At 45.4% G+C, this 21,041-nt stretch carries 17 protein-coding genes and 1 pseudogene; 5 read left to right on the forward strand and 13 right to left on the reverse strand.

The features are described 5' to 3' along the window. Window positions 1-13: 13 nt before the first annotated feature. Window positions 14-796, reverse strand: a complete 783-nt coding sequence (locus tag sps_RS21965) for a 3-hydroxybutyrate dehydrogenase (protein ID WP_077754432.1) — start codon at window positions 794-796, stop codon at window positions 14-16. Window positions 797-999: 203 nt separating this feature from the next. Here sps_RS21965 and sps_RS21970 point away from each other — a divergent pair. Continuing rightward, window positions 1,000-1,724: pseudogene (locus sps_RS21970) on the forward strand (CoA transferase subunit A). A 2-nt stretch (window positions 1,725-1,726) separates the two neighbouring features. Next, the gene (locus sps_RS21975; protein ID WP_077754433.1) at window positions 1,727-2,389 is read left to right on the forward strand and encodes a 3-oxoacid CoA-transferase subunit B; all 663 of its coding nucleotides are present in this window, start codon (window positions 1,727-1,729) and stop codon (window positions 2,387-2,389) included. A 474-nt stretch (window positions 2,390-2,863) separates the two neighbouring features. On the opposite strand, the gene sps_RS21980 is transcribed toward sps_RS21975, so the two are convergent. Together sps_RS21980 and sps_RS21985 are read right to left on the reverse strand one after the other, a co-directional pair. Beyond that, entirely contained in the window at window positions 2,864-3,616 is a 753-nt protein-coding gene (locus sps_RS21980) for a helix-turn-helix transcriptional regulator (RefSeq protein ID WP_077754434.1), read from the reverse strand. Between the two features lie 258 nt (window positions 3,617-3,874). After that, window positions 3,875-5,278, reverse strand: a complete 1,404-nt coding sequence (locus sps_RS21985; protein ID WP_077754435.1) for a cytochrome P450 — start codon at window positions 5,276-5,278, stop codon at window positions 3,875-3,877. 440 nt (window positions 5,279-5,718) lie between these two features. On the opposite strand from sps_RS21985, the gene sps_RS21990 reads away from it, so the two are divergent. Beyond that, window positions 5,719-6,393: an acyl-homoserine-lactone synthase gene (locus sps_RS21990; RefSeq protein ID WP_077754436.1), complete on the forward strand. Its 675-nt coding sequence runs from the start codon at window positions 5,719-5,721 to the stop codon at window positions 6,391-6,393. 216 nt (window positions 6,394-6,609) lie between these two features. Here sps_RS21990 and sps_RS21995 read toward each other — a convergent pair whose 3' ends face one another. Genes sps_RS21995 through sps_RS22005 form a run of 4 tightly spaced genes read right to left on the reverse strand, consistent with a single transcriptional unit; the run spans window position 6,610 to window position 9,523 of the window. After that, entirely contained in the window at window positions 6,610-8,292 is a 1,683-nt protein-coding gene (locus sps_RS21995) for a GMC family oxidoreductase (protein ID WP_077754437.1), read from the reverse strand. A 24-nt stretch (window positions 8,293-8,316) separates the two neighbouring features. Next, a complete protein-coding gene (locus tag sps_RS28990) occupies window positions 8,317-8,568 on the reverse strand; it encodes a gluconate 2-dehydrogenase subunit 3 family protein (protein ID WP_237157911.1) in 252 nt (83 codons plus the stop codon). A 23-nt stretch (window positions 8,569-8,591) separates the two neighbouring features. Beyond that, on the reverse strand, window positions 8,592-8,984 hold the full coding sequence (locus sps_RS28995; protein ID WP_237157912.1) for a twin-arginine translocation signal domain-containing protein: 393 nt from the start codon (window positions 8,982-8,984) through the stop codon (window positions 8,592-8,594). Further along, window positions 8,978-9,523 (reverse strand): peroxiredoxin family protein, encoded by a 546-nt coding sequence (locus sps_RS22005; RefSeq protein WP_237157913.1) that lies wholly within the window; start codon window positions 9,521-9,523, stop codon window positions 8,978-8,980. Before sps_RS22005 ends, sps_RS28995 begins: the two co-directional genes overlap by 7 nt. A 375-nt stretch (window positions 9,524-9,898) precedes the next feature. On the opposite strand from sps_RS22005, the gene sps_RS22010 reads away from it, so the two are divergent. Then, complete coding sequence (locus sps_RS22010; protein ID WP_237157914.1) at window positions 9,899-10,228, forward strand: hypothetical protein; 330 nt, start codon at window positions 9,899-9,901, stop codon at window positions 10,226-10,228. Between the two features lie 79 nt (window positions 10,229-10,307). On the opposite strand, the gene sps_RS22015 is transcribed toward sps_RS22010, so the two are convergent. From sps_RS22015 to sps_RS22040, 6 genes are all read right to left on the reverse strand, one after another. Beyond that, complete coding sequence (locus tag sps_RS22015) at window positions 10,308-10,850, reverse strand: protein disulfide oxidoreductase (protein ID WP_077754440.1); 543 nt, start codon at window positions 10,848-10,850, stop codon at window positions 10,308-10,310. Further along, a complete protein-coding gene (locus sps_RS22020; protein WP_077754441.1) occupies window positions 10,850-11,698 on the reverse strand; it encodes a DsbA family protein in 849 nt (282 codons plus the stop codon). Before sps_RS22020 ends, sps_RS22015 begins: the two co-directional genes overlap by 1 nt. Window positions 11,699-11,809: 111 nt before the next feature. Beyond that, the gene (locus sps_RS22025; protein WP_418346686.1) at window positions 11,810-13,927 is read right to left on the reverse strand and encodes a protein-disulfide reductase DsbD family protein; all 2,118 of its coding nucleotides are present in this window, start codon (window positions 13,925-13,927) and stop codon (window positions 11,810-11,812) included. A 100-nt stretch (window positions 13,928-14,027) separates the two neighbouring features. Then, the gene (locus tag sps_RS22030) at window positions 14,028-17,156 is read right to left on the reverse strand and encodes an efflux RND transporter permease subunit (RefSeq protein ID WP_077754443.1); all 3,129 of its coding nucleotides are present in this window, start codon (window positions 17,154-17,156) and stop codon (window positions 14,028-14,030) included. Beyond that, complete coding sequence (locus tag sps_RS22035; RefSeq protein WP_169915871.1) at window positions 17,153-18,316, reverse strand: efflux RND transporter periplasmic adaptor subunit; 1,164 nt, start codon at window positions 18,314-18,316, stop codon at window positions 17,153-17,155. The genes sps_RS22030 and sps_RS22035 overlap by 4 nt, the downstream gene beginning before the upstream one ends. Window positions 18,317-18,629: 313 nt before the next feature. Then, window positions 18,630-18,986, reverse strand: a complete 357-nt coding sequence (locus tag sps_RS22040; RefSeq protein ID WP_237157915.1) for a hypothetical protein — start codon at window positions 18,984-18,986, stop codon at window positions 18,630-18,632. 453 nt (window positions 18,987-19,439) lie between these two features. Here sps_RS22040 and sps_RS22045 point away from each other — a divergent pair, with 453 nt between their 5' ends. Then, the gene (locus tag sps_RS22045) at window positions 19,440-21,011 is read left to right on the forward strand and encodes a glutamate synthase-related protein (protein ID WP_077754446.1); all 1,572 of its coding nucleotides are present in this window, start codon (window positions 19,440-19,442) and stop codon (window positions 21,009-21,011) included. Window positions 21,012-21,041: the final 30 nt, after the last annotated feature.

The raw sequence follows: 21,041 nt of genomic DNA on the forward strand, positions 1-21,041 counted from the left end.
ATGAGAGTAAAGCTTATTGCGCCGTCCAGGCTCCGTCCATGGGGATGGAAGAACCGGTGATCCCTCTGGCGGCATCACTACAAAGAAACAGCACCAACTCCCCTATCTGTCTTGGGTCTAGCATCTCAGGGAGAGGTTGCTTCGCCTTCACCAGCTGATATTTTGCCTCATCGAAGCTGGTTTGATTTTGAGTCGCGATATCGGATATCTGATTATTGATAAGTGGTGTATCAACCCAACCCGGACAGATTGCATTAGCTGTGATCCCCTGCTCAGCACACTCCAGTGCCACCACCTTAGTCAGACCGACGATGCCGTGCTTAGCCGCGCAGTAAGCCGACTTATTTAACGATGCCACCAAGCCATGTACCGAGGCAATATTGATGATGCGCCCCCAACGTTTCTCCCGCATGCCCGGTAGAAATTTTTTAATGGTATGAAAGGCAGAAGAGAGATTGATAGCGATAATATCGTTCCACTTGGCCACCGGAAAGCTGGCCACACCTTCAGTATGTTGAATGCCCGCATTATTGATTAAGATATCGATTGAACCCATCTTATTCAGAGCCCTGCTCATAAACTCATCTATGGTATCGCCATCACGCAAATCGGCATTATCAAACAGCGTCTGTATCTGATAACGTTCAGAAAATTCAGCCGCCAAGGCTTGCCCTTCAATATCGGTCATCAAGCCATGGAGAACGAGGTCTATGCCCTTCTCGGCTAATACATGGGCTGTGGCTAATCCTATTCCGCTGGTTGAACCTGTAATGAGGGCGACTTTTCCACTTAACATACTGACTCCTTATGAGCAGCTTTCAGCCGCTGGCAAACTGATTTGAATTGAATATAATCACCCCTCCAGATTACTGCAATCAAACCTAAATTCCTTTGGCACCTTAGTACCATATGAGTGCACTCCTTTTTGAGTAATAGTGAAAAAGAGCATCATATTGAGCTGCTCGTCATTTATCGAAAACCAATAATGAGGAGTTAACCATGTCAGGTTTTAACAAGGTGGTAAGCAGCTACGTCGAAGCGATGGCGGGCCTGGAAGATGGCATGACGGTCATTGCCGGAGGCTTTGGTCTGTGTGGGATCCCAGAAAACTTAATCAAACAGATAAAAACCATGAGGACACGAGAGCTCACAGTGATTTCCAACAACTGCGGCACCACAGAACACGGACTGGGGATCTTGCTATTGGATAAACAGATTAAAAAGATGATCGCCTCCTACGTAGGAGAAAACGCCAATTTCGAGGCTCAGATGATGTCCGGCGAGCTGGATGTCGAGCTCACGCCCCAAGGAACACTCGCCGAGAAGATGCGCGCCGCGGGTGCCAGCATCCAGCATTTTACACCGCCACAGGAGTCGGTACTCGGGTGGCCGATGGCAAAGATTTACGTGAGTTTAGTGGCCGGGAATACATACTGGAAGAATCGATAAAGGGTGACTTTGCCATAGTTAAAGCTTGGAAAGCCGATACCTTAGGTAACCTTGTTTATCGTAAAACGGCGCGCAACTTTAATCCCTTGGCCGCCACAGCAGGCAAAATAACTGTGGTGGAAGTAGAAGAGATAGTTAAACCCAGTGAACTCGACCCAGATGAAATACACACACCGGGGATCTATGTCGATCGACTCATTCTGGGCAGATTCGAAAAAATGATAGAGCAGAAAAGCATTCGCCCCTCGTCAACATCTGAGTCAATAGGAGCCTAAAAATGGCACTTTCAAGAGAACAATTAGCCCAACGTGTCGCTCAGGAATTACAAGATGGCTACTACGTCAATCTAGGCATAGGCATTCCGACCTTAGTGGCTAACTATATTCCACACGGCATAGAGGTGATGCTTCAGTCAGAAAATGGTTTGCTGGGCATGGGGCAGTTTCCCACCGAGGAGGAAATAGATGCCGATCTTATCAACGCCGGCAAGCAGACAGTCACTATGGCTACCGGAGCCGCAATATTCGATTCGGCCGAATCTTTTGCCATGATCCGTGGCGGCCATGTAGATCTCACGGTACTAGGGGCATTTGAGGTCGATACCCAAGGTAATATCGCTTCCTATATGATCCCCGGAAAACTCATTAAGGGCATGGGCGGCGCCATGGACTTAGTCGCGGGCGCCGACAATATCATAGTGACCATGACACATGCCTCTAAACACGGTGTATCTAAGCTACTCACTAAGTGCACCCTGCCTTTAACAGGCAAGGCCTGTATCAAACGGGTGCTCACCGACCTGGCACTTATGGAAATAAAACAGGACAAGTTCCACCTTATTGAGCGCGCACCAGGCGTCAGCATCGAGGAGATAATCACGCTCACGGCAGGTGAGATAGTCGTGCCAGAACATGTACCCGAGATGTTCTTTCAGACATAGATACACAAAAAAAAGCCCGTTCAAGGGGGAACGGGCAAAGATTGGTTTTAAATAAGAGAGTGACCGAGTGAATAACAAGCAATCAAATATACATCATCCAATTAAAAGTAATTCAATCTGAATTTAACTTATTCTGAGTAACTAATAATAACCTGCGAGCCTAAATAGGAAGACAAAAGCAAATATATTATGAGTTCATTATCCTGTATAACTTATATGTTAATAACTGTTCTCTCAGACAGCTAGAATATAATAAGTTAACCGTTTTTCGTACCATATAAGTCTACAGCCCAATAGTTATAGATTATTAGAGACCCCCTCTTCTATTTAGCCCAAGCAATATTTACATTTTAAATATTAATATTATAAACCTCAAATAATACATGAGTACAATTTAAACACTTAACGTACGACATTTAAACATTCATTATTTAAACACTTTAAAGTGATATTAAATAATAATGGCCTAATCTGCTATATTAACCCTTGCCTAATTGCACAAACTATCGCTTGAGCCCTATTTTGTACATTGAGTTTTTTATAAATGTTTTTCAGATGAAACTTTACCGTTCTCTCCGTAATAGAACAGATCATGCCAATTTCCCAAGATGACTTGCCTTCAGAAGACCAGGCCAGTATCTCTCGCTCCCTCTTAGTCAACTCTTCCACCGGGTGCATAAGACGGGTCATAGCCTGAGCCGAAACCGCATTAATCAGTTCTAAGGTCGCAAGCTGCTCCGAATTGAGTGAGCAACCACATACAGAGGTAATATTCAGCTCTTTGTAGATATGTCTGGAAGAGAAAGAGCCTATACTAGCTCCCTCCTTCAAACCCATTTCCTGTGCTCTCTCCAGAAAGTTGAATTGGTTCTCAGACAGCGACATCATCGAAGGGACAGAAGTCCAATTGAAAGAGTTCCTGAATGACTTGGAGCAGCTCACTATCGGATCGATATATTGAAATTTTTTCTTCTGATATATGTTGTCCCACTCTGCACTCTTGGCTGCAAAACCAAATCCGGAACTGACGACCCTCTCGATATTAATACTGTGATCCGGACGGATCATCAGAGTTATGAGAGCGACGCCATCAACTTCCAGCAAATTCTGTAGTGTCTTAGCACATTGCATTATCTCATCACATGATGATGAGGCACTAAACATTTGATACACATCTGAAACTTGCTTTATATTAAGCGAGATATTATCCCCTTCCAGCAATCTCATAATTCATCATCCTTCAATTGAATGTTTCGTTAGCCAGGTCACTGCAATAACAAAACATAAAATACAATTAAAGTATCACCCTAGCGGTAGATCTCCCTACCGATACTCGCCTAAGCCATAAATTTAATATCAATCAAACCAAGATGCAAAGTAAACTGCGTAAATTTTTTTAACAATTTTATTACAGTCATCAAAATCGACGGCGACACAGATAAATTTTCATCAGAAAACACCCACGACTCAGGCTTGGTAAGATACTTAATTAACAGCGGATCTCATCGATTCTAACTTGCTCCGTTTGTGTATTTTACACCTGAATCCATGTGGTGACATAGTAAAAGCAAACTGTTCTTTCACTTCGCTGCTCGCCTGCATAGGCTGTAGACTGAAGTCTCTAAACAGAGCGCTGAATGCCAGCTTAATCTCCATCATGGCCAGCATTCTACCGGGGCACAACCTAGCTCCGCCCCCAAAAGGTTGAAGTGAAGAAAATGAGGCCTGCTCTTTGTCCAGCCAACGATCAGGGCTGAAGCTGCCAGGATCACTGAACAAGTCAGGGTTGAAACCATTGGCGTGTAAAATTAAAAATATCGGTGTTCCCTTATCGACACTATAGTCACCCACTTGGGTATCTTGTGTGGGCTCAAGGTAAAGTAGCGGCGTCACAGGTTTCAATCGCATCGCCTCATAGGTGATGGCGTTAAGAAAAGGTAACCTGGGAAGCGGCCAGCCTAAGACGCCATTATCATTCGACTCCAATAGTTCTTGATTTAAGCGCTCCTCCGCCTCCTCATCATTTGATAATAAGAATGCCATCCAGGTGAGCGTATTAGCAGTGGTATCCTCTCCCGCTAACAGGAAAGTGACCGCATTGGCTATGATATCTTCATCGGAAAGAGATGGGTCTCCTTGTTGCACAGTCAGCATGACCTGCAACATGTTTTCCGGTTTCACAGCCAACTCAGGGTTGTCTGCTATTTTTTTCTTTTGGTTACCGATAAACCCCTTTACCAGCGTCTTGACCTCCTCCAGTGAAGCATCGAAGGCCTTATCTGCTTTCGATGGAAAAAAGCGCCAGATAGGAAGAGGGGATGTGATCCGTTTGTTCATGGTTGGGAACACTGTTTTCAGGCAAGCTTCTAATCTGGATGAGCTATTTTCCAAAGAATTGAAGTCTTCGCCGAATGCCAGCCAAGTCGTTACGTCGACGCTATAACGCTTAAATTCATCTAAAAGATCGAACTCTTGCCCCGAAGCGGCTAAGTGTTCGAATCGGTTCTCCAGTCTCTTAGTGATGACCTGTAACAGGGGGAAGAAATGCTTAAGGTGACTAGGCTGAAAACTAGGTTCTGTGAGCTTTCTGTGGGTTTTCCACTTCTCACCCTCCGCTGAAAATATGCCATTGAGCCCGGCCTCATCAAAAACCGATTCAACGCTCTTAATTCTTCTGAATTGCTCAGGGCGACTACGTAACAAGGCCTTAATCAATTTTGGCTCGGCCACTATCATCACAGGCTTAACCCCTAACCTTAGCCGAAATATATCTCCATACTGCTTAATCCATTCCAACATCTGGAGGTGGATATCCGTTTGCTTAAATGCACTTACATGTCCGAGAATACTCGTTGCCGGAGGCCCGGATAATTGAGAGAGTGATTTCATTTTTATCCCTGAAAGTAAACTTAAATTTAATTATTGCCGACAGAGCGAGTCTGTTATCTATAGTTTCCTGTATAAACTTAATGAACACAAATACTATTTTACCTATAAACCTTGTTTACAAGCGTAATATCAATTTAATAAAACTAACTTTTCAAATTAATTGCAAAAATATTAGTTGAACATGATTTCATCCAAAACAAAAACGCGAACAATAATGAAACATTAGACTCTTATAATATTAACTTTAGCATTAAGTTAAATTTCTCTTAGGCTAAACTCAAGGGTTCAATTAGCCCCCGATAATCAGCTATCACTTCAATGCCCCAACAAGTCAGCAGTTACAACGTTTACAACTTGCAACTGTCCTATAGGGCGGTACCTAAGGATCTGTTATCGCGGTGTAATTCACCCTTGAAATTTGCCCAAATTAGTAGAACCCTATGCTGGAATCAAATCAGGCTCCATTAACAAATCAGGCTCCATTAACAAATCATCACACCAGTGATAATGCCCATCGCTTTGCAGTTAATCCCCCTCAATACCTTGTCACCCATAGCCCGAATCAGGAACAGATGGACAAATTATATCGACTACGTGCCGAAGTATTTTGCCGTGAACTTGCCTGGGTCGGAAGCCCGGAGGATGAAAAGGAGTATGACAATTTCGATAATACTTCGACCCACTTAGGGCTATTTATCGATGGACAAGCAACTGGATACCTAAGAGTGCATCATCACAATACTCCCTGGATGATCAATACCATTTTCAGCCGTTCTCTGCTGAATTCTAAGCCTACGACGCAACTCGCTAACTCTTGTGAAGTATCCCGCTTATTAATCAAATCTACTCACAGAGGCAAGACTAAGGTGAGTAATCACCCTCCCCTAAACCTGCTGCTGTCACACTTACAAAACTATTGTCGCAACAGAAACATCAGGTATGTTTATATGGTAGTGACACCTGCGACACGAATCGTTTTTGCCCGAATAGGATTTACATCTACTCCGTTATCCAAACCGGTCAAGATGGAGGATGGTTGCTATGCCATGGCGGCGGTACTGGATTTTGGACAAGTTGAGACACTGATCCCTTCGAAGGAAACGCTTTCCTCCTAGTCATTTGATTTAAATGAAAGCGGCTAGATGACGATATCATCTAGCCGCTCCAATATCTTATCCACCACCCATATATGCCATAAAGCTGCTTTAAATTAACTGTCTTTAACTTCTTCAAATCGCTCTAGCCTTTCCAGTATCTTATCCGCCACCCGAAACGCATTGGCGTAAATGGTAAATGTAGGAGTAACACTGCCTCCATATATGTCATAAAACTTATTTTTGTAGCTGAACTATAATCTTATCCGCCACCCGAAACGCATTGGCGTAGATGGTAAATGTAGGCGTTACCGAACCGCCATTAGGCATAAAGCTCCCATCAGTCACATAGAGGTTGCTACAGTCATGTACTCGGCAATTTTTGTCTAACACCGAGGTTTTTACATCATTGCCGAAACGGCAGCCACCAGCGACTAAGTTAGAGGTTGGCTGAGTAAACACATTACCCCAGGCTTGATGAGCCCCCATGGCTTTCATCACCTCTACGCCGCGCTCCACCAGATACTGAGCCACCTTCTCATCATGGGGATGAAAGCCTGCCTTAACTTTGGCAACACTCTGCCCCCACCTGTCTTTCTCTATTGGATCCAGACTGACATAACAATCATCATTAGTAAGCCAGTCACAAAACACCTCGAATTTAAAGTCTTTCGACTTGGTGAAGTGAGATTTTATCTTCTGTTTCAGCGGTGTGCCCCAGAGTAGTTTTTCCCCCTGCCACTTAAGGCTGGCAGTTTCACCTGTGGGCAATGGTGGATCGAAGACAAAATCCAGTGTGCCGCCTTTTATTGGTTTAGATGAAACCGCTTTATCGTCGATCTCATACCAATCCTGCAGGGCACGATTGAAAAAGGGACCACGAATTCTAAGCTGCTTGGCCTCAAACTCTTTGAGTTTATCCATCTCAAACACGCCATGACCTGTACCTCCTGCGCAGCAGTGCAGATTTTTCCCCACCTGCTGATATCGGTTACCTATGCCATTTGGATGCTTATCACCAGTGCTATTGAGTAATAAGCGGGCACTCTCAATGGAGTAACAAGCCACCACAAACACGTTAGCGAAGACACGTTTTGAGCTATCTTCATTTGCCAAATCAAAATAATCTGCCGAGATGGCTTTTCCCGACTCATCCGAATTGAGCCTGTATACCTTAGCCTGTGTGACTATTTCACAATTACCAGTTTTAACCGCCTCATCGAGCAAGGCTGCACGAGAGCTTGCTTTGGCACCTGAGTGGCAACCATAACTACCGCAATATCCAGAGTATTCACAGCTTAATCGACCATTAAAGGGAATAGAGAGAATACCGCGAGCCATAGGTAGTGGATGTAGCTTAAGACTCTTGCACGCGGCATCGAAGTGCTGGGCGACGGGATGCTCAGCAGTTGGAGGGAAAGGAAAGTCTTTGGTGGAACGTGGCTCTTGTTGGGGGTGTTTCACGACCCTCCCTGATACGCCAATCACTTGCTCTACCTTGGTATAGTAAGGCTCAAGATCGTCATAACTGATGGGCCAGTCGACATTATTTGCCCCCTCGATGTCACCATACTCAGAGACCAGTCTGAAATCCTGAGGTTTGAGACGATGAAAATAGGCACTCATAAAGTTAATAGCACCACCCACAATATTGCCGCCCCAGAACTGAGCCGTGAGATCCGATGACCAAGTGCCGTCACCATTAGGTTCCTCTAAGGCGTGTCGTTCATCTTTAAATTGTGATCGAAACACGCTGTGGCGTCCCAGTTGTTCATCTTTAAAAAAGTCATTTTCTTTAAACCACTTGCCCTTTTCCAACACTCCGACCTTGTAGCCAGCCTTTGCTAACTCATAGGCGATGGGGCCAGCACCAGCACCGCTGCCAACGATACAGATATCAAACTGTTTACTATTTTTCATCGAATACTCACCAAGTAATGCAGCCTAACTAAAATCCAAATAGGTTTTACCCTGAACAGGACGAGGGAAGCCAGCTTGATGACCAAGCCATTGCCAGCCCATGCCATCGGTATTGCCGCCGTAAATGGGATCTAAGGTCAGCGACTCAAGTAAGTAGTAGAGCAGTAGTGAGAGCCAATTTTCACCGGCACGACTCTGAGATATCTTTTTCAGCACCGCATCTTGCTCGCTGGAATCAAGTTTGATGAAGCTCGCCCCTTGAGTAGATTTAGCCAACTCTTCTAGCCAACCGACTCCCCTTAAAATAAACGTTTTATCCCATCAGCCTTGTTCTCAGGATCTTCAAGGGCCCAGCTAAGATATCTAAATGCATTAAGATCTATAGCCGATGGGCCGTCGCCATCATTGGGAAATAACTGTAACAGCACCGCCTCTATCACTGCTTGTTCATGGGAGTTAAAGCCTTGGTTATCGCCTCTCTCCTCGGTATTCTCGCTACTATCATCACTATTGGCATCACTATAAATATCATCCGTGGCAGCAAGCACCGAGGGCTTAGTGCCAATCAAACCAAGCACAATGGCTGCCGCACCTGTTTGTCTCAAAAAGGCTCTGCGATTAAGCCCACTGGTATAAGCACTCACAACCTCAGGCTTAGTTGACCCAGCCTTTAGTTTATTCGCATTTAACATACGCTCTCCTTGCTACAGCTTTTACTTGCCATGAATTCTTGCCCCGTTTGAGGTGTTACTTGATTCCACTGAGATATATTGACACTCAAGGTATCGCTAATGCCATCAACCTGCCTGATAACACCATTGATATCCACTAAGAAACTAGTTGGTGTACCCATTACGCCGTAGAGATGGGTCACCTCGGCAGCATGATCCAAGGCAATGGAATAGTTAGTCGAGAAGTGAGATTGAAAACGGGGAATTTCAGATAAAGAGTCACTCCAACCTGTGTTGATGGCTAATAACTTCACTTGCTCAGCATATAAACTCTGTATCTCAACCAATTTAGGGGCTTTCTTCATACAGGGGCCACACCAGGTATTCCAGAAAATGAGGTAAATCGAACGCTCACCTCGGTAATGACTTAAGTTAAACTCGCTGCCATCGAGCTGATTGAGCGCAAAATCGGGGGCTATCTCACCCACAGATAAAGGTGCAGCTATCACCCTGAAACCAACAAACAATGACATAACGGCCACCGCTATTATCCCTTTCACTATCCTTCTCCTCATCACACAGGCCTAAATATCGTCCAATAAAACATCGATTACGAATACCAATCGGTATATCAGCAGACCGCAAGCACCAATAAAACAATTCAAGTTAAAAAAGTTTTGCACCTTTTATTGATTTAGAACAATTTTTAACGAGCATCACAGACTCCCCCATCGAGTAATGAGCACTTTCTGACACTTTTTGGAAGTTTTAAGCATTAAATTAAGCTCGAAATTTAGGTAGTTATAACGTTTTGCTACACTAGGAAATTTACGCTAACCTGATGTTGTCAAAGAATCAGGACCACCCATTTTTCAAGGCCACTATTGCAGAATATGAAACGAAGATTAGGGTTAATTTTTTGTTTAATGATCATCATGAGCGGTATTGCTTACCACTTCTTGTCGCCAAAAATTTTAGTCCACAACCAATCCGACCGAAGCTTTTATCAGGTTAATTTCCAGCTCCCGACTAACAAGATATCCTTTGAACCCATTAAGAGTAAGAGTCGTCAAATCATCTATTTTTCCCCACAAGAGAAAACAGGCATAGTGACCTACCAACTTATTGCAATAAATGGAGCTCAGGTAGCGCAAGGTCATATAGAATATCAATTTGACGATAACAATTTTTCTCAATTCGGAACTAAGCTCAGCTTCATCATAGATGCGCAATATCGAGTCAGCTTTAGTAATAACGCCGACTAAATCGATAGGAATAATAGACATAAAAAAGCCGATACCTTAATGGGTACCGGCCATTATTAGCTCAGATAAACATACAGGTCTAAGACAAGAGCATGCGCCACCACATTCCAGGCAGGCTAGTAAAACCTGTAGTGTAATGTTTCAACTCACCATCTTTAAACACCATTAAGGTAGGCGTCAACTGCACCGACCAATCTCTGGCAATGTCATTATTGCTGTCGTTTATGGTCTCAAACTCATAGCCCTTATACTGAAGATACTTGGCCATCTTGTCATCGGGACCCGAGTTCATTGCCACAGTAACCACAGGATACATGCTGGCCATGGTATCCACAGCCGGACTCACAAAATTACACACCGGACACCAGGTGCCCCAAAAATACACCAACACAGCCTGATCTTGACTCAATGCATCGATATCAATGTCAGTGCCGGCCAAGGTCACACCTTTGATATCCGGTAAGTTATCCCTTGGAATATCCTTGCCACGCCAAATGTCCATTACCCCAGTGACCACAATAGCAAACAGTAAAAACAAGGCTATTTGCTTAAGCCAGCCAAGGGCCCTTTTTAAAGGAGTAATCCTAAGGGTATCAAGCTTATTCTTATCCACATCACTCATTAGCCTTTAGCCTCTATCACTTCTTCAAGCTGCTCCTTAAGCACATCATAAGGTACAAGACCCGGAATCACCTTGTCGCCAAAAATCATGCTTGGTGTACCGCCTATGCCTAAGTTTCTCATCAAGGTGATATTTTCATGTACCATCTTAGCCACACGCTCATCGGGTTTCCCCAACCATTTTTCGGTATCGGTTAACTTAGCGACTTTAGCTATAGATGCTGAATCGAGTCTGCGAGGGCTAGACATCAACATGTCTTTCAATTTGATATATTTCTCAGGCTCGTTGAGCCAAACCGTTTGTGCCAGCTCAACCGCCATTTCAGAACCTTCTCCCTGCAGCGGCACCATCTTGATAATGATCTTAAGCTGAGGAAAATCTTCGATAAGCTTATTGAGCGACGGCTCTATTTTCTTACAATATGGGCAGTTAAAGTCGGTGAAATACACCATAGTGATCTCAGGGTTTTCCGCCCCTTTCCAAGGATCACTCTTAGTTTCATACATGGCACTATAGTTATCATCCAAAGCCGTCTGCTTGGCAGAGTTTGCCCCCATCTGCTCACGAGTCTGCAAAGCGATGATGGCTTCCTTCAAGAGCTCAGGGTCATTAATCAAGGCATCCTTAATAATGGCTCTGACATCTTGCTCTTGCTGAGCAGTTAAGCTTGTCACCTCAGCGTGCACGGGAGAGATAAATGATAACTGTGAAGCGATAAAGAGTGCTGAGGCTGTGATGCCTGACATGGCAATAAACTGCAGCTTTCTTGATTGCATCAAGTTTAACGGGCTAAATTTTTGCGATTTAGACTCGATGGATTGACTGTCTAACTTAGATACTGATTTCATCTTAAATTCCTAATATTTTGACGAGCTCAAGGTAATAGGCTCACCTTGAGCGATAAATGTGTTTACTTCGTCAGTGTTTGCTTCATATAAAACACTCACTGACTCTATGACTTACTGCTTAATTTTCTGTTCGGCTGACGCCGTTGGTGCAGCCGATGCACGTTCAATCGCCGCTAGCACCCCTTGTGTAGATAAGATCACGGGTAACTCGATGCCATTAGGTGCCCCCGGGCCATAGACCACGTTAAATGGCACCCCGAAACGATTATGGCTCTGCAGATAGTTAGTGATGTACTCAGATGGCTTAGTCCAATCACCTTTCATTGTCATAAGGTTGTCTTGCTTAAGCCGACTATAGACAGGGTCTTGCAATATGACTCCCACCTTATTGGCCTTACAGCTGATACACCAATCGGCAGTTACATCGACAAAAATCGTCTTCCCCTCGGCCACTTGCTCGGCTATCACCTCTTCATTTAGCGGAGTCCACACCAGATCTGTGGGCAACGGCTTTGCCCATTGTTCAGATGTCATAAAGGCACCTATAGCAGCGAATACTAGCGTGATGCTAAAGGTCGCCACCACAGCGGCTGCACCTATCGTTTTTGCCATAAAGATGAAGAAAGTCACCAACAAGAGAGCCGCAGCGGCAAACAGATAGCTAGTAGGTAAAAAGCTACTCAGTAAACTGATGAGCCACAAGCTTGTGATCAGCAATAGCACCGAGAAGATGATTTTAACCACACTCATCCAGCGACCGGGTTTAGGGAAGTAATTCGCAATCTGAGGGAACGCTGCCACCAGCAACCAAGGTAGTGCCATACCAAAAGCCAACGCCGTGAAGATCACAAACAAGCTGAGGGTATCTGCGCCAAGCGCAAAAGCTACCGCGGTACCTAAGAATGGCGCGCTGCAAGGCGTCGCCAACAAGGTCGCAAACATGCCCTGAAGGAAGTGCCCCTTGCTATTATTGCCCCCCGTTGTCGCCAGTTTTGTTTGTAGACTCGAAGGCAGGTTAATCTCGAATGCACCAAGCATATTAATGGCAAAAACTGAGGTCACTAGAGCCATAAAGCCGATAAACCAAGGGTTTTGGAACTGAACCCCCCAACCTATCGCCTGGCCGGTAAACTTAAGCATCAGAATAAAGCCTGCCAGTAGCCAGAAAGACACCAAGATCCCCAGCGCAGAGGCAATAAACTGCTGACGAATTTGATTACGCTCGAGATCCGGCGCGGCGACCACTGAGCTTAACTTCATGCCCAATACAGGTAGCACACAGGGCATCACATTGAGGATCAAACCACCTATCAAGGCAATCAGCATCATTTTGAGCAAAGATGAGCCTTGGGCAATGATTTGGGTTGGCTTCACCTCAGATGAATATTCCAACGCACGTTGATCGTCGACCACAGTGACATTCAGTTTTTTACCGAGTAACTCAGGCTCACCCAACCAGCTTTCACCATCGAAGATGGCGACTATTTTATCTGCATCCCCGCTATCAGTAGCTTCTCTCTTATTGACACTTACTAGCTTAAAAACAGTGTCAGGCTCGCCATCTATGATCAGTTCAGGCTGACGCCAGTTCGTGCCATCGAGTACCACTTCCAGCTGCGACTTTCCGCTATCCCAACCCAGCTTAATAGCAGATTCAGCATCCTGATCAGTCACCTTTAATGGCACAGTAGAAACCGCCTTGTTAAAGGCGAACATGGCATTGGTATCCGCTATGAGACCACTGGGATTAATATCTAAGTTAATCTCATAATCTGTGAGCACACAGATGGTTGTACACGAAGATAAGGTAAACTTGCCATGTAACTGAGTGTCCGCATTAATATCATCTAAGGTCAGCAATAGTGGGAAAATCACTTCGCCTTGATAACCAAAGGTCTGCATCCCAAGTAAGGAAAATTTATCCGGTGCTGGCCATGACCAATCTACGTCCTGCAGATTAGTCGACTTGTCCCATTTTATACTCGGGGCAATCCCTCCCTCCCCCGGACTTCGCCAGTAAGTTTTCCAGTCCCCATCAAGCTTAACCTCGATTACGGCAGGTATGACTTTAGTGACAGGATCCAGTTCCCCAGTCAACATCATACGTACCTTCACTGGTGGATGATTGGGGTTAGTTAACCAGCCAGTCGATGCGGCAACAGCCATCTGGCTGGCACTTAAAAATATTAAGGCGCACAAAGCCAAGAACATTGATTTTATAGACTTCAATTGACTCTCCTTTTAAACGTTAGTTGCTGATAGTTAGATTCAAATTTATTGCTCAATTTCATATTCAATTTATTACTTAACTTAATAGTCATAGCCAGTTTCACTTAAAAAATCTTTCCATAAAACGCTCCTTGGATGCTTGAATAAGCGCGTAATAGCCAGGTACGAAGAAGGAACCAATGAGTAATACACTCAATAAGCCACCCACTAAAGTAAACCCGATATTCTGTAGGCCCACCGCGCCAGCACCGGAGGCAAATAGCAACGGCAGGATCCCTAAAATGAACGACCACGAGGTCATGTTCACCGCCCTAAATCTCAATTCACCGCCTTGTTTTGCGGCCTCGATAATTGATAAGCCTGCTTCTCGTTTCAATTTGGAAAACTCAACAATCAAGATGGCATTCTTTGCCGCCATGGCGATAAGCAAAACCAAGCCAATCTGGGCATACAAGCTAAGAGAAAAACCACCCAGTTTGAGCGCCAGCATGCCGCCTAAAATAGCCGTAGGTACCACCAGAATAATGGCAAAGGGCAGCGTCCAGCTCTCATACTGAGCCACCAGCAAGAGGTAAATAAATATCAGTGCCAAACCGAAGGCATAAATGGCCATATTGCCAGCAAGTTTCTCTTGATACGAAAGGCCACTCCACTCGTAGGTATAACCCTGGGGCAGAACTTCTGCAGCAACTCGCTCCATGGCAACCATGGCATCCCCCGTAGAAAAGCCCGGAGCGGCCTGGCCCTGAATGATGCTTGCGCCGTACTTGTTATAGCGCCAGATAATATCAGGCGCTAATGTCGGCTTAACTGACACCAGCGTGCTTAAAGGAATCATTTCATAGCTCTGGCTTCTCACCTGATACCTGGCAATGTCTTTTACCGACTCTCTAAATGCCCCATCGGCCTGTAATGTCACTTTGAAAGACTTACCGAACTGAGTAAAATCATTGATATACAAGGATCCCAGATTTATCTGCAAGGTTAAGAACACCTCAGATAATGGCACTCCAAGTTGCTTGGCTTTCAACCTGTCTATGTCCAGATAATAGTGCGGTACATTAGCCCTGAACGCGCTGAATACGCCCTGGAGTTCCGGCTCTTGATTCGCGCGATAGATAAGGTCTTGCATCACATCACTAAGTTCTGCCTTGTCTCTACCTAAGGTATCTTGCAGCACAAACTCAAACCCAGTGCCAGAGCCAATACCCGGAATGGTTGGTGGCCCAAAGCTAATGACCTTCGCCTCAGGTAACTCCGCTTCGGCCCACTTGTCTACTCTGGCGATAATATCCTCGACGCCATGGCCGCCATCCATTGCAAAACGTTCATCCCAATGGGTTAAGCTGACAAACATTCTGGCAGCATTGGATTGCATTGAACCGGATAAACCTGAATAGCCCGACGCTGAAGCAACATTAGCGACGCCAGGCTCAGACTTGAGAAAGTCTTCAACTTTTGTGATCGCTTGCTCTGTGCGACTCAAACTCGCGCCGTCGGGCAAGATAAGATTAACAAAAAAGACCCCTTTATCCTCTTTGGGTACAAAACTGGTGGACGTCGATTGAACCAGATAACCCAGTGCCACAAATGTCCCCAGCGAAAGTATCACTAACACCACACTCTTTCTGATCAATACCGAGGTGGCCCGACTGTAATTTGCGGTGACATTGTCAAAAAATCGATTAAAGCAGATATACCACTTAGGATAATCTTGTACGCCAGGCTTTAATAACAAGGAACACAAGACAGGACTTAAACTCAAGGCAACCACAGCCGACAAGATCAGTGAAAATATCAAGGTCATGGCAAACTGCTGATACATGATTCCGGTAACCCCGGGCAATAGAGTCACAGGAATAAACACGGCTAACAAGACGAGTGTAGAGGTGATAATCGGGCCTGTGACCTGCTTCATCGCCTGCTCTGTGGCCACTTTAGCGCTAAGAGAAGGATCTCGAGCTAAGTTGGCTTCAACATTCTCAATCACCAAAATGGCATTATCCACCACAATTCCTATGGCCAATATTAAGCCGAATAAGGTCACGGTATTAATGCCAAAGCCAGCAGCTAACATTAAGGCAAAGCTGCCGACTATCGAGATAGGAATAGCGATTAGCGGCACTAAGGTGGCTCTTACAGACCCAAGAAATAAATAGGTCACTAGCACCACCAGAATGACCGCCATGACGAGCGTCCACAGCATGCCCTTAATCGACTCTGTCACAAATAATGTGGTATCAACTTGGGTGTTATAGAGCATCCCCTCAGGCATCTGGGGTTCCATCTCTTTGAGTACAGATTTTACCGCGTCGGCAACCTCAATGGCGTTAGCTCCCGGCAGCGTGGTTACCTGAATTTGCGCCGATGGCTTACCATCACTGATCCCCGCGCCAACATAGTCTTCCTGGCCCAACTCCACAGATGCAACATCTTTGAGATAAACGGTATGGCCCGACTTGTCGGCACGCAGTATGACATTCTCAAACTCCTCAACCGTAGAAAGGCGACCTTGAGTCAGCAACGAATACTGTAGCTCAAGGGGTTTATCGCTAGGTCTCGCGCCAACACTACCTAATGGAACCTGAATGTTTTGCTCAAGCAGCGCCTGCTGCACATCAGAAGCGGTAATATTCAGGTGCGCCATCCTATCTGGATTAAGCCACATTCGCATACTGAGAAAGCGATTACCGTAAAGTACCGACTCAGATATTCCCTTAATTCTGGTCAACTTATCTGTGACCTGTAGCGCCACAAAGCTAGACAGCACTCGTTCACTTATCTGGCCATCTGTTGAGGTAAAATCGATCATCATAAGAATATCAGGCGAGTATTTTTTCACGCTTAAGCCATTCCCCAACACCTCAGCAGGAAGCATGGGCTCAGCTAATGCCAGACGATTTTGTAAATTGACCTGAGCAATATTTGGATCTGTGCCCACCTCAAAGGTCACAGATAGACGATAAGTGCCATCGTTGCTACTTTTAGAACTCATATAGATCATATCTTCAACGCCATTGATGGCATCTTCAATAGGCCTAGCTATGGTCTCTTCAACCACAGATGCACTCGCCCCGCGCATCGATGCTGTCACCTGCACTTGAGGCGGTGTAATAACGGGAAATTGCGACACGGCCAGGTTAGGTATCGCGATGATCCCAGCCAAGGTAATAATCAAAGACAAAACGATGGCAAACTTAGGCCTGTCGAGAAAGAACTTACTAATCATGCGCCGGCCACCTGCATTTGAGAGTTGGCGACATCGACCAGTTTGGCCTTAACCAGCGAGCCCGTTTTTACCTGCTGCAGACCATGAGTTATCACCAAGTCATCAGCCATCACACCTGCATTAACGATGACCTGATTACCCACTTGCTCGCCGATCTGTATGTCTCTACGTTCAACCCGCTCATTGGCATTCACAACAAAGACATAGAAACCCATTAAATCTTGCAATAAGGCTCGCTGCGGCAGTAATAGCACTGATTCAGCCAGGCTATCTGTAACGGTTAACTCCACATATTGCCCGGGTAATAAAAGCTGATCAGGGTTATTAAACTCGGCGCGAACATCGACGGTTCCCGTTGCTTTATCGACACGGTTGCCCAAATAAGTGATCTCACCTATTTCAGAAAATGCTTCACCGGAGGTAAAAAACAGAGAGATGGAGGGCAAATCGGCCCCCGTGGCTTGCAACTTTTTTTGAGTCTGATGGAAAACGGTTTCACTCACCTGAAAACTGACATCGATTGGCGACACTGTCACAAGATCAGCCAACGCTTCACTCGATGGGGAGAGCAGTTCACCCAGCGCCACCTTGCTGTTACTGATCCGTCCTGAAAAAGGCGCCCGAATTTGGGTGTAATCCAGTTCAGTTTCAGCTAATTGAATTTGCGCTTTTGCCGATTTAACTTGCGCCTGAGCCAGCTGTTTTTCAGCCAAGAAACGGTCAACTTCCGCTTCACTTATCGAGGAGTTTGGCAATAAAGATACACCACGTTTATAGTCGAGCTGAGCCACATTCAAATTAGCCTCGGCGCTCGCTAACTGAGATTTAGCCTGAGACAATTTTGCCTGATAGCGGCTATTATCGAGTAAAAAAAGCAGATCACCCTCAGCGACAATATCGCCCTCTTTAAAATGCTTAGACACCAGATAACCTGTGGCCTGAGCTTGCAGAGCAACGTCTTCTTTCGCCGCGACTCGCCCTTTAATCTTAAAATTATGCTGGTATTCATGTGCGGTGACTCTGGCCGCCTTCACCGCTATTGCAACCTTCTGTTCACCTGCACTCCCATCAGCGTAAACCTTATCAGGGAGCACTAAGATCCCTACAACCACAGGTGCAATAATGCATGTGCTAGCGAACCAAACTTTATCTAATTTCAAAACAACCTCAACTACCGTCAATGACGAGTATGCCTGATAAGGTCTCACCTGGAGTGATGACACTTATGCAGCAAATATCTACATGGTGGAAAAATACCCTGAGAGGGCAACACATGCCGAGATAAGTCGTTTGGGATATTAGGCTTTTTCAAATTAGTCAGCTAAACCTTTGGCTGCCATTGGCCAAGACTCTTGGCCAATGGATAAGCCTACGCCTCAGATACAGCAATGCCGAAAGATGAACTAAGTTAACCTAAGAACCCGTAAGTCGCGTAATTAAAATGACTTATCTCTTAGTAGTACAGATGAGTTTTTATTCTTGAAAGCGGCACAGTGAGAGATGTATTCGCCTGGGTTTAGCATGATAGCTAGGCGTAGGAGATCGTGTTACAACACGATAAACGAGGGGAAGAAGGGGGAGTAAAAAAAGTAGCACCAAAAAAGGTAAGCTACTTGGTGCATCCATACATACACGCATGGATTTTTCTGATAATTCACACTTTTTGAATTCGAATGCTTTAAGTTCAGCACCTTGAGCCAACTCTTTTGCATTGGCACTCACATTTGAACTGACATTAGCCTCACTATTTGCAGAGAGTGAGGTAGCCGATATCGCCTGCACACTCTGTTGATTGAGTAGCAGGTTAAGAATTCCACTATTTTGGGTCAAACAGAAAAGTGTCAGTATGGTAAAAACCAGTACAGCCCAACGATTTCCAGTTTGATTAGCAAAAAACTTATTGATGAAAATGTCCTTTCTGAAACATAAACTTTACTTCGGGCTAGCAAGAAAAAACAAACTTACAAGCAGGCCGGATAATGAGAGCTGACAATGGAGATCAGACCCACGTGAAAGATAAGACCGGACATATGAGAAAATAGTTCATAAAAAATTAAATAAAATTTCCTTAAGCGATTTTCATTCTCATTAACTGAATAAAAAACAATCTATTGCATAACACACAAGCTTATCTTAAGTTATCTTTACAAGGTCAATTAACCATCAAAAAAACACGCGTCATTAGCCGATAACCCCGGATAGGCTGTCATCATTAGCCATTTATAAGCCAGTAACAACACAGGGGCACTCGGCAAACCAGATTATAATATCCAAGGAGAAAGTATGAGCCCCCTACATTCTACTGATGCAAAGCCAATTATTTCGGACAATAAGCCTAAGAAAGTCGAACTAACCAAAGGGCAGGAATATTATTTCTGTGCCTGTGGCCAATCTAAAAAGCAGCCATTCTGTGATGGTTCTCATGCAGGCACATCATTCAAACCTAAGGCCTTTACCGCAGAACAAGATGGCGATGCCTTTTTATGCGCCTGTAAGCACACGGCTAATGCGCCTTTCTGTGACGGCACCCATAAGCAGTTCACCGCTAAACAAGTCGGCAAAGAGGGTCCCGGTCTCTCTAAAAGCAACAAACCGGAAGACATGCCCTCGGCCAAGGCAACCCTCGAGGAGCCCACTGTAGAGTTTATCCACCAACTCGCCCGAGAAGGCCTGTCTAAACTTGGTCACCACGGCCCCATGACTTCTATGGGCGTGCCACGGCATCAGCTTCCCCACTGGGATGACATTCAAATCATGACGGCCCAGATGGCCACTAAACCTTTACTGGAAGATCAGGCCGTATCCACAGAATTGATCATAGGTCCCGAAGCCCGTAAACCACTAAAACTCAAGATCCCACTTTTTGTATCAGACATGAGTTTTGGCGCACTCTCCGAAGAAGCTAAAACAGCCCTGGCGATGGGGGCTGAAATCGCCGGCACAGGCATATGTTCCGGCGAAGGTGGCATGCTCCCCGAAGAGCAGGCACAAAACTCCCGCTACTTTTACGAACTCGCCAGTGCTCAATTTGGTTATAAAGAGGAGCTACTACACTCGATACAGGCCTTTCACTTCAAAGGTGGACAAGGGGCAAAAACAGGCACTGGCGGACACCTGCCTGGAATAAAAAACCGAGGGAAGATTTCACAGGTCAGGGGCATCCCAGAAGGTCAGCCAGCCATATCTCCGCCTACCTTCAAAGATCTCAATAATTCATGTGATTTTAAGCGCTTCGCCGATCGCGTGCGTGAGATCAGTGGCGGTGTTCCCGTTGGTTTTAAACTCAGCGCCAACCATATCGAACGTGACATCCAATTTGCTCTGGATGCTACCGCCGATTACATCATATTAGATGGCCGTGGTGGTGGAACTGGTGCGGCACCAGAGATGTTCCGCGACCATATCAGCGTACCAACGATTCCTGCCTTGGCTCGTGCCCGTCGATTTTTAGATGAAAAAGGGGCCAGTGGCAAGGTTACTTTGATCATCACAGGTGGAATTCGTGTCCCCATGGATTTTGTTAAAGCCATGGCCTTAGGCGCCGACGGCGTCGCTATTTCAAACAGTGCCATGCAAGCCATCGGTTGTGTCGCCGCCCGTATGTGCAACACCAACAACTGTCCTTCTGGCATAGCCACACAGAATCCTGAACTCAGAAAGAAGCTCAATGCCGACAAGGCATCACAGCAGCTTGCCAACTTCTTCAATGCATCGGTTGAACTGATGCAGGTGATGGCTCGCGCCTGTGGTCATCATAGTTTGAGTGATTTTAACAAGGATGACTTAGCCACCTGGCACAGAGAGATGGCACACCTTTCAGGAATACATTACGCAGGATTCACGCCATTAGATTAGTAGAACGCCATAGTGGCTAAGAGTTCCTAG

The sequence above is a fragment of the Shewanella psychrophila genome (assembly GCF_002005305.1).
In the GTDB taxonomy this organism is placed as follows: domain Bacteria; phylum Pseudomonadota; class Gammaproteobacteria; order Enterobacterales; family Shewanellaceae; genus Shewanella; species Shewanella psychrophila.